At 39.4% G+C, this 16,829-nt stretch carries 15 protein-coding genes; 10 read left to right on the top strand and 5 right to left on the bottom strand.

The window, feature by feature from the left end; translation table 11 throughout:
* Nucleotides 1-104: 104 nt before the first annotated feature.
* Nucleotides 105-1,970: a PAS domain S-box protein gene (locus GM920_RS01160; RefSeq protein WP_182952779.1), complete on the bottom strand. Its 1,866-nt coding sequence runs from the start codon at nt 1,968-1,970 to the stop codon at nt 105-107.
* A 161-nt stretch (nt 1,971-2,131) separates the two neighbouring features.
* On the opposite strand from GM920_RS01160, the gene GM920_RS01155 reads away from it, so the two are divergent.
* The 4 genes from GM920_RS01155 (at nt 2,132) to GM920_RS01140 (ending at nt 5,340) form a co-directional block, all read left to right on the top strand.
* A complete protein-coding gene (locus tag GM920_RS01155; RefSeq protein ID WP_182952778.1) occupies nt 2,132-2,545 on the top strand; it encodes a DUF2846 domain-containing protein in 414 nt (137 codons plus the stop codon).
* A gap of 23 nt (nt 2,546-2,568) precedes the next feature.
* Nucleotides 2,569-3,258 carry a hypothetical protein gene (locus GM920_RS01150; protein ID WP_182952777.1) on the top strand — a complete coding sequence of 230 codons (690 nt, stop codon included), beginning with the start codon at nt 2,569-2,571 and terminating at the stop codon, nt 3,256-3,258.
* Nucleotides 3,259-3,294: 36 nt separating this feature from the next.
* Nucleotides 3,295-4,131 carry an AraC family transcriptional regulator gene (locus GM920_RS01145; protein ID WP_182952776.1) on the top strand — a complete coding sequence of 279 codons (837 nt, stop codon included), beginning with the start codon at nt 3,295-3,297 and terminating at the stop codon, nt 4,129-4,131.
* A 90-nt stretch (nt 4,132-4,221) separates the two neighbouring features.
* On the top strand, nt 4,222-5,340 hold the full coding sequence (locus tag GM920_RS01140) for an agmatine deiminase family protein (RefSeq protein WP_235964396.1): 1,119 nt from the start codon (nt 4,222-4,224) through the stop codon (nt 5,338-5,340).
* 20 nt (nt 5,341-5,360) lie between these two features.
* On the opposite strand, the gene GM920_RS01135 is transcribed toward GM920_RS01140, so the two are convergent.
* Entirely contained in the window at nt 5,361-5,732 is a 372-nt protein-coding gene (locus GM920_RS01135; RefSeq protein ID WP_202986007.1) for a DUF1801 domain-containing protein, read from the bottom strand.
* 157 nt (nt 5,733-5,889) lie between these two features.
* Between GM920_RS01135 and GM920_RS01130 the strand changes: the two genes are divergently transcribed.
* The 6 genes from GM920_RS01130 (at nt 5,890) to GM920_RS01105 (ending at nt 13,155) form a co-directional block, all read left to right on the top strand.
* Entirely contained in the window at nt 5,890-6,273 is a 384-nt protein-coding gene (locus tag GM920_RS01130) for a hypothetical protein (protein ID WP_182952774.1), read from the top strand.
* 168 nt (nt 6,274-6,441) lie between these two features.
* Complete coding sequence (locus GM920_RS01125; protein ID WP_182952773.1) at nt 6,442-8,811, top strand: TonB-dependent receptor; 2,370 nt, start codon at nt 6,442-6,444, stop codon at nt 8,809-8,811.
* Nucleotides 8,808-9,905 (top strand): PepSY-associated TM helix domain-containing protein, encoded by a 1,098-nt coding sequence (locus GM920_RS01120; RefSeq protein ID WP_182952772.1) that lies wholly within the window; start codon nt 8,808-8,810, stop codon nt 9,903-9,905. The genes GM920_RS01125 and GM920_RS01120 overlap by 4 nt, the downstream gene beginning before the upstream one ends.
* Nucleotides 9,906-10,054: 149 nt before the next feature.
* Nucleotides 10,055-11,059 (top strand): sensor histidine kinase, encoded by a 1,005-nt coding sequence (locus GM920_RS01115; protein WP_202986006.1) that lies wholly within the window; start codon nt 10,055-10,057, stop codon nt 11,057-11,059.
* 5 nt (nt 11,060-11,064) lie between these two features.
* Nucleotides 11,065-11,817 carry a LytR/AlgR family response regulator transcription factor gene (locus GM920_RS01110; RefSeq protein ID WP_182952771.1) on the top strand — a complete coding sequence of 251 codons (753 nt, stop codon included), beginning with the start codon at nt 11,065-11,067 and terminating at the stop codon, nt 11,815-11,817.
* A 126-nt stretch (nt 11,818-11,943) separates the two neighbouring features.
* Nucleotides 11,944-13,155 carry a DUF418 domain-containing protein gene (locus tag GM920_RS01105; RefSeq protein ID WP_182952770.1) on the top strand — a complete coding sequence of 404 codons (1,212 nt, stop codon included), beginning with the start codon at nt 11,944-11,946 and terminating at the stop codon, nt 13,153-13,155.
* A gap of 4 nt (nt 13,156-13,159) precedes the next feature.
* On the opposite strand, the gene GM920_RS01100 is transcribed toward GM920_RS01105, so the two are convergent.
* The 3 genes from GM920_RS01100 to GM920_RS01090 form a co-directional block, all read right to left on the bottom strand.
* Nucleotides 13,160-15,001 carry a cytochrome-c peroxidase gene (locus GM920_RS01100; protein ID WP_182952769.1) on the bottom strand — a complete coding sequence of 614 codons (1,842 nt, stop codon included), beginning with the start codon at nt 14,999-15,001 and terminating at the stop codon, nt 13,160-13,162.
* Between the two features lie 30 nt (nt 15,002-15,031).
* Complete coding sequence (locus tag GM920_RS01095; protein ID WP_317171486.1) at nt 15,032-16,306, bottom strand: alkaline phosphatase family protein; 1,275 nt, start codon at nt 16,304-16,306, stop codon at nt 15,032-15,034.
* A 126-nt stretch (nt 16,307-16,432) separates the two neighbouring features.
* A complete protein-coding gene (locus GM920_RS01090; protein ID WP_182952767.1) occupies nt 16,433-16,663 on the bottom strand; it encodes a hypothetical protein in 231 nt (76 codons plus the stop codon).
* Nucleotides 16,664-16,829 lie beyond the last annotated feature (166 nt).

The raw sequence follows: 16,829 nt of genomic DNA, 5'->3' as shown, positions 1-16,829 counted from the left end.
AAGCCTGGATTTGGACTGAATCCCAAAAGTTGGACGAAGTTAGAAATTAATTAAGATTAAGAGCCCGGTATTTTATCGGGCTCACATCTGTAGCCCACACTATTTTAGTTTCTTTGTTTAGCACTAGACAATGCGGTAATTTTAGCGATGACTTCATCTAGTTCAAGCGCTGAACTTTTTAAAAAGCCCAGGAGCTCTCTAAGCTCGTTACTGAGCTGAGCTTTATCTGAATCGATGATGTTGATGATGCCAAGAATTCTTGCGGTTGGCGCTCTTACCTCATGCGACTGTATCCATGAGATATCGCGGAGTTGTTTATTTTGTTGAGCAAGTTTATTATTTAAAGTAATCATTTCCTGCTCGGAGTATTTCTTTTCCGTGATGTCTTTTCCAACGCAAAATATCAGGCCATTTTCCGCTGCTGCAGTCACGTCCCAGGCTAGCCAGATCTGCGCTCCATTTTCTTTAATCAATCGATTTTCGAAATAATGCACCGCTCGACCTTCTGTTACCCCTTTGAATGCAAAGAGTGTGTGTTCCAAATCTTCGGGGTGTATAAATGTGGTGAAAGGTCGGCTTAGTAATTCGGATTCCGAAAAGCCGAGAAGCGCGATCATTGCTGGATTTACTTTTTTATAAAAGCCATCTATACCCGCAATTGCAATAACATCGGGTGCATAACTAAAAATCTGCGCCAATTCCAGCTCAAGTTTTTTCCTGATAATCTCAGCTGTTAAATGGGTACTGATATTCTCAATAAGCTGTATAAACTGTTGATCGGGTTCCTTATTGTTGTCCATGCCGATCATCATCACTCCTAAAATGGTTCCACTATTGTCAATCAGTGGGACACCATAGGCTGATTTTAATCCTGCAGACCTGGCTGCATCTTTTCTCAAAAAGTTTTCATGTTGCTCCAAATTGAGCAGATGCTGCGAACTCCTGGTTTTCCAGATGTTTCTGATAAACCCCTCTCCTTCTATCTGTATTTTGAATCCTTTATTATTCAAGTAAAAACTCTCCCCCATTTCTGTTAAAGCAAAATGAGCAGCTAATGATAAAAACTTAGTGTCGGCACCTACCAGCCATATTTCTGCGACTAAAAAATTACCATAAGCAACCAGTTTTTCCAACACCAAGGAAAGGATCTCATCCAAATTTGAACCTTTACTAAAAACAGTACTTACTTTATTATTGAAAAGCTCTCTTTCATTCTTTATCGCCAATTCCTGCTCTTTTATTTTAAGATCAGTAATGTCATAAATTAGCGTATAAAAGCCCATGACATGTCCCTCTTCCACGTCCGGTACATACTCGGTAAGGATGATCTTATCCTCCTTACCCTGTCGCTGAACAACCCGTTCAAACCGCTGCGACAAGCCTTGAAGAGCTTTCTCCATGAAGTGCTCATGTTTCGAGATTTGTTCCCTGGTAAATACTTGATCTATTCTGGTATTATACATCTCATTTTCAGTTTTATTAAAAAATGAAAGGTAGGCCTTATTGGCAAACAGGCAGCGCAGATCTGCAGTCCAGTAAGCTATTATTGCTGGTAAACTATCGGTAATTACCCGGTAAAAATGCTCGGTTCCAGGCTCCTCATCACTTAGGTGATTGTTGTTAACATCCTCTTTCATGACACATACGATCCCTTTCACGTCCGCATCATCCAGGAGGTTGGTCAATTGACATTCATACCATATCCCGTCAGCAAATAGTAACCTGGTTAAATAGGTTTCTAAGTTCTTGACCATCATTTTATTTAACAATAATCCAAATTCCTTCTTATGGTCCATCGAGATTACGGTTTGTAGTTTATTGCCGGGAATTCGTAAGGCTGCTTTCGGATTCTTATACAAGATGCTTAACTTATAGTCTATAACTATAGCCAAATCATTTGTTTTATTCAAGAATTGATAAAGTCCAGTGCCGGAATTTGTCTTTTCGCTATTAACAGAGGGTGCTGACATTTGCTGAACTTAAGCGTAAGTTTATATCATGAGTTAGTTATAAAAATAACAATTCTAGTCGTGTTTTTTTGTTTAGCGCAATAAAAACACTAATTTTTCGCATCAGCTATAAAGCTAATCTCTAAAATAATAATTTTGAAAAATACATTTAATTCATTCTTATGAAATCAAAAATTTTAACGTCCTTATTTGTTGCCGTTATTGCGGTCTGCCTATTTACCGCTTTCAAATCTCAGGAAACCGGAAAGGTTTATTTTATCCGTTCTACAAATTATGTTGGGACATTGGTAAACAACAAAGTTTATATTGACGACAAGCTCGTTTGTCATTTAAAAAACAATCACTATTCTGTACACACCATTGAAGCCGGAGAACATACAGTATCTGTTTCCAACACCGGGCTTGGTAGCCATGCTAAGTCAAGGCCAGTAAAAATCAATGTTGTTGCGAACAAAAACAATTACCTCATGGTTGTTAATGGAAAGCAGTTAAGCTTACAGGAATTGGTGGAATCTTCTGCCCAGGACTTGCTAAAAAAAGTTGTAGAAACAAAAGACTGTTCCCCTGCTAAATAACAGTCAAGATCAAAATATTATACATGAAAAAACTCTTTACCGTACTTCTTTTAAGCGTATCCCTGCTAAGCGCTTCCGCTCAGAAACAAGCGGTGCTTGACTTGCTCAAAAAACACAATATTGAGTCTAGTATTCTAGACCAGCAAAGCAAACAACCTGTAGATGACCATGCTTTCGATCTTAAGTACAGCCTTATTAATGACAACAAAGAAGCAATTACACTTGCAAGTTATGACCCCTCAAAACCGGAATCTGAGCGCTGGACAGTGATCTCAGTGAAAGGCAAAATACCTGGAAAATCAGACATCAAATCATTCATCAAGGCCCATAGTAAACGTCCTGTAGCCGTTAAAATAGACGAAGGCAGCTTTATTGTTGAAAAGGAAACACCAGAATATCTGATTGTCAGTTATAAGCAGGACCCAAGTTCTCTGCCAGATGAGGCAAAATTCATGAAAGACTGCAGAATGCACATGACCATTAACCTGAAAAGCAAAAGAATAGAACAACTGCAGTCGCTCAACGAAAAACCATTGAAAATTAAAATCTTTAATGCTGAAAAACTAGATCTTCTGGTTAAGCTTATCTGGAACGAACAGGAACAACGCTACTTTACTGAGAGTGAGGATATGAATCTGATCGTTAAGTTCTTAGGACAGCTTGCCCCAATGGAGACCATTTCAGTATATTCGAACTACAAAAAAGTGCTGTAAGAAATAAAGTGGATAGCACAGTAATTTTATCGCAACATGAAAGCCAATAGTTCCACAAACCTGAATTGCGTTTACAACACATTGAGCTTCATAGAAAAAAATTATGCGCTGGATATCTCCATCAAAGAGTTGGAGGAGATATCCAATTACTCCTATCGAAATATCCAGCGCATATTCAGGTATACCTGTGGAGAGACTATCGGCGCTTATCAAAAAAGGCTTCGGGTGGAGAATGCCTATAAAATGATACTTTACACCCATAACAACATTTCGTCTATTGCATTAGCGGTTGGCTTTGCTAACCTTGCCTCCTTTTCAAAAGCATTTAAGCAGCACTTTAATCTGGCACCAAAACAGGCTAAGCAGCAAAAAACACCTTTATTGGCAAAGGCAGATATTTTCCCGATAGAGGCTGCAACGCAACTGAAACCAGAAATTGTGTATATCCCCCCTTTCAAAGTCTATTATAAAAGTGCTTTTATCAGTTATGAGCATGAAGAAATTGAGCGGATCTGGGATAGTTTCATGCAAAATGAATTCCCCTCCAATGAAAATGAATTTTATGGCATTATAGCCGATGAACCTTTGATCAGAGAAAGTCTAAGCTGCAGGTATGATACCTGCTCCGCTATGGCTGCAACAACAACCCGTCTTGCTTCTAAAATGATAGCAGGCGGCAGATATGCTCAGTTTACACACTATGGAAGCTATGAGACTATCGAAGAAACCTATACGAAGATCTATTCTGGTTGGATTTTGACTACAAAGCTTGAATTTGGAAATACCCCTGTAATTGAAAAATACATCCGTCACCCGGGCAATACAATCGCTGTACATGAGCAGGTTACTTTCATATGGCTACCGCTAAAGTAAAAACAAACTTGTCAATTTTGGACAACAAACTGTTTTCCTGCTCCCGTAGCTTTGCCTTATCAAAATTCAATTCTATTAATTATGTACAAGATGGCAATTACATTAATGATCTTATCCACCTTATTTTTATCCTGCGCGAAAGAAGGAGAAGGTATGGAGTCTGTTTCCAATGTAGCGGATACGACAATACAATATACCATGCCTGAGGAATCAGGTTTGCACGAGGCTACCTGGCTGCAATGGCCACATGAGTATCAATACGGAAAAACTTATCGCAATCGTCTGGATGATACCTGGACAGCGATGACTAAGGCCTTGGTTAAAAACGAAAAAGTACACATCATTGCGTATGATCAGGTTGAACAGGCAAGGATAACTGAGCTTTTAAAAAACGCTCAGGTCAGCCTGGAAAATATCAATTTTATGATTAGTCCTACTGATGATGTCTGGGTTAGGGACAATGGCCCCATTTATGTGAAAGATAAAAATGGTCAGCTATGGATTGAAGATTGGGGATTCAATGGCTGGGGAAAGAAGGCTGCTTCCAACAATTGCAACAGCATACCTTCAAAAATAGCGCAACAGCAACAAATTCAAAAATTAGACCTCAATAACGTCATGATTAATGAGGGAGGAAGTATTGAAATTGATGGAAATGGTACTTTAATGGCCTGCAAAAGTTCAATATTGAATAACAACAGGAATCCTGGCATGACACAGCAACAGGCTGAGGCTATATTCAGCAAATATCTGGGCGTCAAAAAATTCATTTGGCTTGAAGGAAAAGCAGGATTGGATATTACCGACATGCACATTGATGGTTTTGCAAGATTTGCAAATCAGGGTACTATTGTGACCATGAACGATGAGGATCTCCTCTATTGGCAAGTGCCGGAGCGGGATATAGAGACTTTATTTAAAGCAAAAAACAAGGAGGAGAAAGCTTATAACTTTGTCGAAGTTCCCCTCACAAAAAATGAGGTCATTACAACTTATGGGAAAAATGTAGGAAAAGCATCTTACATCAATTATTATGTTGCCAATAATGTTGTGCTTGTGCCCAATTATAATGATCCAAATGATGTAGTTGCCAATCAGATCATTCAGAAATTATATCCTGGAAGGACGGTTATTGGCATCGACTGCAGAAATCTATTTGCCAATGGCGGGATGGTTCATTGTGTAACACAGCAGCAACCTAAACGATAAATTCCCTTAAAAAGCGAAGTTTAACCTTTTATTTTAATCAGCCCTGTTCTGTATAAGTCCAGGGCTTTTTTTAAAATCTGTTCAATCGTTTTTATGGGTAAATCCAGATTTGGATTGACGCTGAAAATTTTCATTCTTGTACGCGCTCCTTCTTCCAATTCCGGAAAGTCAAGATGCTTCCCTTCTACCATCAGCATATAGGGTTGGTCTGTCTTTTTATCAGTCCACAGATAGCAAAACATTTTGTTTTTATAGCAGAAACAAGGCATTCCATATTTTTGCGTTTCAGAAATGTTCTCATCCTGATTTAGAATAATACTCCGCAAAGCGAGCAAACAACTCTTGTTAGGCTCTTCTTTGTTCAAATAGTAGTGATGTGCTTCCTGAATCATTCGATTATTTATTTTACAGCAATAATAATGTCCCCATACCCCCAAATTAAGCAATTATTATGCTTCACAAAAATGAACCTTTAATTTATGGGAAATAACGCCAATCTGTAGCCAGTAATCATAAAAAACGATACCTTTGCCCCATTAAAAATAACAGTTGAGAAGATTCGTTTGCCTTTTATTACTCCTGATGATCATGCTTCAAACCTTTAACAGGTCAGTGATCGGCGTGGCTTTTAAAGTTAATCAGGATTATATTGCCGCAAATTTCTGTGAAAATAAAGATAAGCCTGAAATGCACTGTAACGGGCGTTGTGTACTTGTCAAAAAGTTAAAACAGGCAGAGCAGAATGAAGAAAAGCAGCGAACAGAAAACCTCGCAAAAACGGCATTACTTTATTTTTGTAAAATCCATCGCCTGGCAGTAAATGAGCCCTTATCGGATTTAAAAACTATAGGTTTCAATCCTTTTTACCTCAACTTTAAGCCTTCTTTTTTCGCCAACGACATCTTCAAACCACCTCAGCGAATCGCTTGTTAAAAATTCTTTTATTTTTTTATCCTAATTCCGCATGGAGGGCATTATGCTGTCCTTTATTGGCCGTAATTAAGATTTAAAATTTAATCATCCTACGAATCGAGTGTACCTGTATGCAAAATGCATCTTAGGTGGCTTCGGCATTTACTATATTTTTTTCTATATAATCCCATGAAAATCAACATTTTCAACATCATATGGCTATTGATACTGATCAGTAGCAAATCCTTTAGTCAGCCCAACCCAGGAAGCTTAAAAGGCCGCATTCTCAGCGCAGAAGAAGAACCTGTAGCAGGTGCTACCGTACAGTTTCAAAACACCATCATCAGCACAAAAACTGACGCAAACGGAGACTTCAGGTTTTCGGCTATTCCTGCTGGCACCTATGTACTTATCGTATCTAATATTGGCTATATTGCTCATAAGCAGAACCTGATCATTACATCGGGTAAAAATCCCTTCCTCAACCTTCAGTTATCGGAGAGTAAGCAAGAATTGAGGGAAGTAAACATCAGCAGCAACAGGAAATCTTACCAGGTAAAACCATCGAGCACCGCTACAAGAATGGATTTACCTTTACTGGAAACCCCACAATCCGTACAAATTGTTTCTTCAGAGGTCATGCATGACAGACAAGCATACACCCTGAACGAACTGGCCAGTACTTTCACAGGGATGAAAGCCAACAATGGGAATGGCTCTTTCAGCATGCGTGGATTTACTGCGTACTCCCCTACAGATGCCAGTTTCTTACTTTACAATGGCATCAGAGGGAATCTATTTTTATGGAGCCAGCAGCCCTTATTATACAATGTAGCCTCCGTTGAATTGCTTCGTGGCCCTTCAGGGGCGCTCTTTAGCGAAGGTGCACCAGGAGGTGTGATCAACTTTATCACTAAAAAACCCCTGTTATCCGAACAATACAACGTTGAGCTATCTCTGGGCAGCTGGAACTTTCGCAGGGCATCAGTAGACCTGACCGGCCCATTGACAAAAAATAAAAAACTACTGTACCGCGCCATTATTGGCTATGACAGGTCTAAAAGTTTCAGAAATGATCAGGATAAAGAAAACATCTTTCTGGCTCCATCATTAACCTATCTTTTCTCTGAAAATACAAACCTGAATCTGGAGCTTAATTATGCGCATCAAAAAGCTGTTCATCAATATGACAATGGAACCTTCATCAGAACCAGGCCTGATGGGAGCTTTGATTTCAATTATTATCCAGACAACTTAACCATACAAAGTCCAACAGATTACGGAAAAACGAACAATTCATCTGCTACACTAACCTTTAACCACCGTTTCAACGACAGACTTAAATTGACGATGGTACAACGTGCTGTCAGAAATACATTAGATTTCACAGATCATATCCCGGTTGGGAAAATCAAAAATGATTCCATCAGCAGGGCCTACCAGGATTGGCAAACGGATCGTTTTAGTCTGCAAACCACGGCTTATTCAAGTTATGACACGAAAACAGGTCCTTTAAAACATCAAATCATTGTAGGTACTGACTACAACCGTTATGGCTGGACAAAAAATGATTACCAGTATAAACCATCTACCAGGATATCAATTTTTAATCCGGATTATAGCCATGATCCTCCTGCAGCTACGGTCCCTGCTGAGGAATCTGACGACAACAAACGTGTCACCAACCTGACTGGCTTTTACATTCAGGATCAAATCAGTTTTGGAAAACAGCTCAAAGCCTTATTTTCAATAAGACATGATCATTACGACGCCAAGGAAACCCCACTCTCGGCAAGAGACAACAAGCAAGGCGATCAGCTACAAGCCTCAGGATGGATACCACGAGTAGGCTTGGTTTACCTGCCTTTAGCGCAGCTATCGGTCTATGGAACCTACCTCAGGTCCTTCAACCCACAAACTTCTAACAATGTCCTTTCAGGTGGCCCATTCCCTACCCGTAAGGCTACGCAATATGAATTAGGATCGAAAGCAGATTTCTTCAACCAACAGTTGTCGACCACAGTATCTGTCTACGAGATCAAATATGCCAACATTCTGACCTCAGCACCTACCGAAGAGAACTCACATCGTCAGGCTGCAATTGATGGCACACGAAGCAGAGGAGTTGAATTTTCTGCAACCGGAACCATTCAAAACTTTAACATCATCGCTGGATATGCCTACAATGAACATGTTATCCTCAGCACCAGTGCTTTTGGAAAGAAAGGAGACCGCTTTGCCAATGCCCCCAAACACATCGCCAATCTCTGGGTAAAATATAACCTGGACTGCAGCTCAGTGAAAGGTTTAGGAATAGCCAGTGGTGTTCGTTATGTGAGTGACCAGGTAGGATTGATCAGCAATCAAAACTTTATACTCCCGGCATACACCGTGCTTGATGCTGCGCTGAATTACCAGACCGGGCGCTATAACATTCAGTTCAATGCTTATAACCTAACCAATAAACGGTATTTCACAGGAAGCAGATCAAGTACTGTAACTGCTGGTTTGGGTGATCCTTTTAATTACAGAATTGGATTAAGCTATCAAATCCGATGAGTCGCAAAAATTACATCAGCAAGCTGGCATTCTCCATGCACAGCTTGCTTGGGCTAATTACTGGCCTATTTTTACTACTTCTGGGTTTAAGTGGGTCGGCAATTGTATTTCTCAAAGAGATCGACCATGCCATCAATGCTGACTTGCTGAAAGTTAAGCCATCCGGAAAAACATTAACTTTAGACAGCCTTTACCGAAAAATCGGAGAAGATCATCCCAATTTATCAGGTATCGCCTGGTTAAATCCGGATGCTCCTGCCGATGAAGCTTATGAATTCAGGTGCTATCAAAATGACGGCAAGCTGAGTACCTATGATCTGGGAATGATCAGTATCAATCCGTATTCAGGTAAAATTTTACGCGAAGGAGCACTCAAAAATCTCTATCCAAGCATCATGTATTGGATTTTGCAGTTTCACTGGAGCTTTCAGCTGGGTATCCCAGGGCTATTGTTGGCGACCATCTTTGGGATCACCATGCTTTTGTCTTGCCTAACAGGCCTAATCATTTATCGAAAACAAGTCTGGAAAGTATTAACGTTCCGGGCAAAGTTCAAATGGACAAATTGGAGAACCATATCTTCTGGTCTACATAGAGTTGTAGGTGTTTGGGCTTTACTTTTCAATATCATTATCTTCTTTACAGGTTTTTGGATGAATAAATTCTCCATGGATACTGACTATTGGAAAAAACAAACCATTGCATCTCCGCTGAACACCCTATCAGAACAACCGATAGACCAAATGCTTTGGAAGGCAAAAAAGAGTATGCCGGACTTGCTGATTAAAAATGTATACCTCCCTACCCAGGCGGGCAAATACTTTAAAGTTACTGGAACCGTTGAGGGGCAGTCCGCATTCTTCGACAATGGAAATTCTGTTGCGATTGATCCAGTTAGTGGGGCGGTCGTTTCTATCCTGCGTTTAGCTGAAAAAAGTATTTGGGAAAAAGTAGAAGCTACATTTTTTTCCATTCATGTGGGCAGTTTTGGTGGGCTTCCCATCAAAATATTATACGTAATTATAGGATTACTTCCTGGACTACTATCTATTACAGGGGCCTTATTGTGGTGGCGGAAAGTAAGAAAACGGTAAATTCGTGTTCATCCTAAGATTTTCGTTTTGATGCAGATTTTAAGGAAAGCACAAAAATTTTCTTTTTTTTTGCATAAAATATCATGAGTACTACAGTGGCGGATGAAACAAACAACTAAGTGTTTAAACTACTTTAAATAAAGAACAAATTGCTAAAAAAATATAGTACCTACCAATTGCTTTTCATCAGCTTAATTGCTGCATTATTTGTGATCTATCCAGACATCACCTGGTTGCCCTTTGAATTAAAAAAAATGAGCGATTCAGCAAAAGCAAACTATATTTCTTTCTTTTTATTACGGTATTCCTTCCTTGCAGGTCTCATCTTTCTATTGATAAAGATCAATTTACTTCACATCAAAACGGTTGATTTCAAAAAACGTTTCGTTTATAACACCATTATTTCCATTGTAGCATTTGCCATTTATGGGGGAATGTCTTTTTTGATGTATACCAGGTTAAAACACTATGGTAGTTTAGTCTTATTTCAATTCTTCATTGTTTCCATTTTAGGAACCCTGATGGGGCATATCGTAACCTTGTACAATGAACAGCGAAAAAGAGAACAGGAAATTGAAGAATTAAAAGTAAAAAACCTCCAAAGCCGATATGATGCTTTGACAAACCAGATTAATCCACATTTCTTTTTTAATTCCCTGAATGGTTTAACTGCGCTTATCCGGAAAAAGAGCAATGAAGAAACGCTTACCTATGTTAATAAACTCTCTGATGTATTCCGCTACATTCTACAAAGCGACAAAAAAGGGCTGGTCACCTTAGGGGAAGAGCTTAATTTTGTGGATGCTTTTCGTTATATGATGGAAGTCCGTTTTGCCAACAAGCTAGAATACCACGTAAACATTGATCCCCAGGCATTATCAAAAAAATTGCCTGTGCTTTCTATTCTTCCGCTGCTGGACAACATCGTGGTTCATAATATGATTGACAGTGACCATAAAATGATCATAAACATCTATATTAATGAAAATAATGAGCTAGTGGTTTCTAATCCAATTTACCCTAAATTAAGTCCGGCGGTAACCAACGGTACGGGACTTAACAATCTGGAAGGCCGCTTTCTCTTATTAATGGAGAAACAAATTAAGGTAGAGAACAATGGGCGTGTATTTAATGTTTATTTACCGCTAGGATAATCGATATGAAGATACTTATTGTTGAAGATGAAACCGCTGCTTACGAGAGTTTGGTAGAGATTTTGAATGAAATCGACCCGAGTATAGCAGTTGTAGGAAATACAGAAAGTGTAACCCAGACTATTAATTGGATGAATCAACATCCCCTACCTGATCTCATTTTAATGGATATCCATTTGTCTGACGGCCCAGCTTTTTTGATTTTTGAACATATTGATATTGAGGTTCCTATTATTTTCACTACCGCTTACGACGAATATGCGATCGAGGCATTTAAAGTAAATAGCATTGATTATTTGCTTAAGCCAATAAAAACCAATGAATTAGAACGGGCGTTGCAAAAGTTTGCAAAATTATCCCGTGCTGGTATTGTCGACTATCTTGCTAAAGTCAACCAATTGGCACCAACACCACGTTATCAAAACAAACTCTTAGTTCCTCATAAAGATCAATTACTGCCTATTGACCTCCAGGAGGTTTCATTTTTCTACACCACGGATAAAAATACGGCTGTTGGTCTGAAGGATGGCAGTACAATTCCTTACGCCAAAACATTAGATCATATTTTCTCTCATTTAAACCCGGGCAATTTTTACCGGGCCAATAAGCAGTTTATTATTGCCCGGAATGCGGTCAGGAATATAACAGTATGGTTTGATAGCCGACTGCTCATTACACTGGACCGGGAGGTTCCAGAACGAATATATATCAGTAAAAACAAAGCTTCCGACTTTAAAGAATGGTTGGTAAACGAGTAATCACCCCGTTTCTGAACAGTCCTTTCGCCTTAAAGTGCTTGATTTTCGTGTTGGTTCCCTCTTTCAAAAAAGCATAAAATAATTTCAGGATGTTTGCCTAATAAAACATTAGAATGTTAAATTTTTATGCAAAAAACAGCTAATCAAGCAGGAACAAATAACAGAATTACCGTCATTGATGCAATGCGGGGCATCACCCTGATCGGTATTTGCGCTACGCATGCTTTACAACATTTCGGGGCCTTTCCCAGCAATACACAACCTCCATTCCCGTTGATCGGTACGATGGATGACATCACCAGCTGGATCTTGCAATACCTGGTTATGGGCAAATTCTTCATCATTTTTTCTTTTCTATTCGGATTGAGTTTTTTTATTCAAATGGATAGCGCAGCTAAAAAAGGAATTGATTTTCGTGGAAGATTCTTATGGCGCTTAACCCTACTATTTCTTATTGGATTAGTCCATAGTGCGATATTCCGCAATGACATTTTGATCATTTATGCCGTTTTAGGCTTTCCTCTGGTGCTGATGTATCGATGGTCCAGCAAATGGTTAATTACCATTGCACTATTTTTTGTGTTGGGAGGTGCTCAATTAACCTATATCGGATATCAAACACTGCGTACTGAAATGGCTACGCAGCAAATAGAGCGTCCTGCAGAACGGAGAGCGCGCTGGCAGGACATCTTCCTTCATCAATCTTTTAAAGCCAATCTGGAGCACAACACGACTGAACAGCTAAGTTTTAAATTCAACTTCCAATTTGGAGAATATGGACGTGGATACATGACGATGGGCTTTTTTATTTTGGGCTTATTAACCGGTCGTGTACGACTATTCCAAAATATGGATAAGTACCGCCGTAATTTGCTAAACGCCGCCTGTCTTTCATTAGTAGCTGTGCTCCTATTATATGCCATTAAGCCCTTATTACCTCCAGGCGAAAAACTAACCTTTATAGCCTGGCTAGCCATCCCTGTGGATAGTCTCATCAACTTACTTTCTGCTTATTTATGGTTTGTGCTGATTATTGAGTTGTATAACAGAAAATCTGTACAACAAAGGCTGGGAAAAATAGTGAGCTATGGTCGGATGGGCCTGACAAATTACATCCTTCAATCTATATTGGGGGTATTTATATTCTATGGCTACGGACTTGGCCTACATCATCAGTTGGGTACATTTTTAAGTATCATTGTGTGTTTATGTTACACTGTTGTGCAGATACAGCTTAGTGATATTTGGTTAAAGAGATTCCGTTATGGCCCTGTAGAATGGCTTTGGAGATCGGGTACTTACCTGAAATGGCAACCGCTAAGGTTGGAAAAAAGATAACCTATTACTTACTTTCTAAACTCTCCATGAAAGCAATGATATCCTTTTTTTCCTGATCGCTGAGCTGCAGATTTTTTTCCGGAAGTGTTTGATTGGGGAGTGCTATTCCTAGTCCTGCAGCTCCCCCTTTATTATAAAAATCCATGACCTGATCTAGCGTCCAATATGCTCCATTGTGCATATAGGGCGCTGTTTTATGGATATTTCGGATGCTCGGGATCTTAAAAGCATGTTTAAAAGCATCAATCCCAATCACACCATAATAACCCAAATCAGCGTCTAGTGTGGAATCTGCCAGTGCAGCAGGAACGCCCAATACTTCTGTTTCACTCGCAATGTACTTAGGAGGCGTAACACCGTTAAACAAAGGAACAAAATGACAGGTGGCACATTTCGCTTTTCCCGTAAATAAATTAAAACCTTTCAATTCTTGTTTGGACAAGGCATCTTCATGACCACGCATGTACTCATCGAATCGGCTATTGAGCTTAGTCAGGCTTCGCAGGTAGGAAGCAAGGGCATTTGCGACTTGGTCCGAATTGATTCCCTGCTTGTTCTTTGCAGAGAAAGCCTTTGCAAATAAGGACTGGTAGGACTTGTCCGCGGAGACATATTTTAGAATTGCCTCCATAGAACCATCCATTTCGTGTTTGTTATTGATTACATCGCGTACCTGATCTTCCAGGGTTAGCGCTCTCATATCATAGAAATAATTCGATTGCAAAGCAACGTTGATTAAGGTTGGTGCATTTCTTGTCAAAGGTTTTGCAGGATCATGAATATCCATACCTTTAATCAATCCATCTGAAAAAGACAGATTGGGGTTATGGCAGGAAGCACAGCTTCTTGTGCCGGTACCAGATAATGCTGCATCAAAAAAAAGCTTTTCACCTAAGTCTACTTTTGCGGCTGTCCTATGAAATTCAGGGCCAGGAGAAAATGCATCTGCATTGAATGCATCGGAATCAAACAAAGTCCTCACCTCCTGTCTTAACATTCGGTTATATTTGATTTTTCGGCCTGGTAAACCTTGTTCCAATTGTGCGATACCTGTACTAATCTTATTTCCAAAGCGGGTAATAAAAAATGCTCTGTCGAAAGCATCAAAATTTGGGTTCGCATGAAGATACTCGATAGCGGCATCCAGGTCTTCTAACAAAGGTAGTTCCTGTTTATTGCTAACATAGCGGGAAAGGACATTTCGCAAGCTTTTTAAAGATTCAGCAGCCTCTGGAATACTGTTTAAAGAAAGAGAGTTATCAAAGCCTGTGATTCCCAAAGTGATGACTCTAAAAACCTCCAACTTGGTTGCATCCAATATTCGCCAATCGGCAAATTGGTGATCACGAAAATAAGAAATCAGAAATTCGGTATTAGAGACCAGATGCTTGACCTCTCTGATGAGTTCTTCTTTCTTAAGGTGATCATGCTCAGCATAAATAAGCTCCTCGATCACCTGTAGGCCCATTGGATCAATATCCCGGGCTAAAGAAGGATCTAATAGGTCCGCATTCTCAATCTCTGGCACCGGAGGGCCATTTAACCGCTTAGTCAGGTCAGCAGTAAAATATTCTGAAGCCCATTCAAACTTTTTAAACAGCAATCTAGATTTTGAAAAAGCTTGCCGAATTCTTTGACCGTCCATCTGGTCTTTGCTCAGTTCAAATAGCAGGCTATCTCTTACATACTGCTGGAAGGAAGCTATCTGGTTAAAAACTTCTTTTTGAATTTTCTGTTCCCTTGCACTGGCTTGTGTTTGTGCGATATCGTTCGAATTGACGGAGACAAAACTTGCTATAAATATCCCTATAGGTAGCAGTGCTACTATTACGATCTTCTTATTCATCACAAGCTCCTTTTCCCGCCCAATAGTTATTTATTTAAATGTCAGCGCATTTCTGAATGGATTTGCATTTTTATCTCGTTCAGCAAGAGGTTTAATTCCCCACCTGTGCTCGATGAAGGAAAGAATGCTGACTGTTTCATATGGTGTATGATCTACCACACCTTTTTTTGCAAATGGGCCGATAACAATTGCAGGAATACGGCTTCCAGGACCCCATCTATCAATAACAGGCGGAGCTACGTGATCAAAAAAGCCACCAAACTCATCGTAGGTTAAGATCACCAATGCATCCTTTGCATTTGGCCCATCCAACACTGCATTGATCAGGTTTACAGCAAGTTGTTCTGAAGAATACACAGCTGAACCTCCTGGATGTTCATCATTTCCTCCACCGGGTTTCACAAAGGAAACGCTTGGAAGACTGCCTTCTTTAGCTGCTTTGATGAAATCATTTTGATCCTTCATGTGTTTACGACCTTCAGTCCCCTCTTGGTATTTGGTAAAATAAAGGAAAGGTTCATGGTTGTAAGCAAAATTATTTTTCTTGCCTGCTACAGCATCATCCCAACCCTCTGAATACCAAGTCCAGGATATATTTTTTTCGCTCAATCGGTCGCCAATAGTTGGCATGGTTTGAGATGGCAATAATTGAGAAGTATCTGATTTTAGAGGATATGGTGAATTTCGGGAATAAACATGATTGACAACATAGCCGTCTGGAGTAACAATACCATCTTGGATCATTTTGCCATTGGCATCGAATTTCGCAATCAATGATTCCGGTGCATTCGGCCAAACTGGTGCAGCGGCAGAAATCAGATAAACATGGTTAAAATAGGAACCACCAAACACACTCTGAAAGAAATTATCACACAACGTATATTTTTGAGCAAAGGGATACAACGGCAGTTTATCTGTATTATAATAACCCATTGCTAGTCCTTTGGAGTCATTATATGCTGCAAACTTATCCATCTTTCCTCCGTTAATTTGCAACTGGTTATGAAAGAAACGGTGCGTAACGTCAGGCGTTGCCTTGTCGGACGCAACATACTGGTCTATATTAAACACTCCATTTGGCAGGTTTGTAGGAAAAGAGTTATTTCTAGGGATCTCAGGCAAGTATTTATAAGGCTTCCCCGCTTCGTCAACTTGAATAAAGTCACCTCTTTTAGCATTTTTAATACCATTTGCACCTTTGAATTCTCCATATAGATTATCAAAACTACGGTTTTCCATATAGATCACGACCAGGTGCTTAATTTGCCCGATACCTTCATCAAATGAAGTTTCTTGGGTTTGCACTTTTTTGCTAATTCCGCAACTGCTGACCAACAAAATGATCAGAATTATATAAAAAAACCGATGTAAATGCATGTTGTTTCTTTTAAGATTAGGATACAAACATAGCTATTATATTAAGATTTGTTTTTACAATCGATATCGAAGTTTGATGTTTCTTCCAATGGCCTTTAATAGTCCAGAATGATCATTTTCGGGGGCATCAACCACATCCCAATCCCCTTTAAGATTGCAAGCCAGCTGATATTCCTGATCATTTAGGTTAATCTGGATTGCAGTAGTTTCTTTTGTTATTCCCTTAGTTAAAACAATGTAGGTATAGTCTTTTTCATCAAAAGTGATGCGCATTCGTAAATTCATAGTCCAGTTATAGCGTTAAAAATGTGCTTTTATTGTGCTCAGGTTGACATACCCTGAAAATATTTATTTCTGGGTTAACCATTCCAGCTCGTCAAAATGAGAACAAACAAATATTTGTATTTTATCATGTTGTGTGCGATTACTAAGTGTTATATTTAATCAGCTT

The sequence above is a fragment of the Pedobacter gandavensis genome, from assembly GCF_014172405.1.
GTDB classification, from domain to species: domain Bacteria; phylum Bacteroidota; class Bacteroidia; order Sphingobacteriales; family Sphingobacteriaceae; genus Pedobacter; species Pedobacter gandavensis.
Note: the sequence above shows the minus strand (reverse complement) of the source record. Positions and strands in the feature narration are given on the sequence as shown.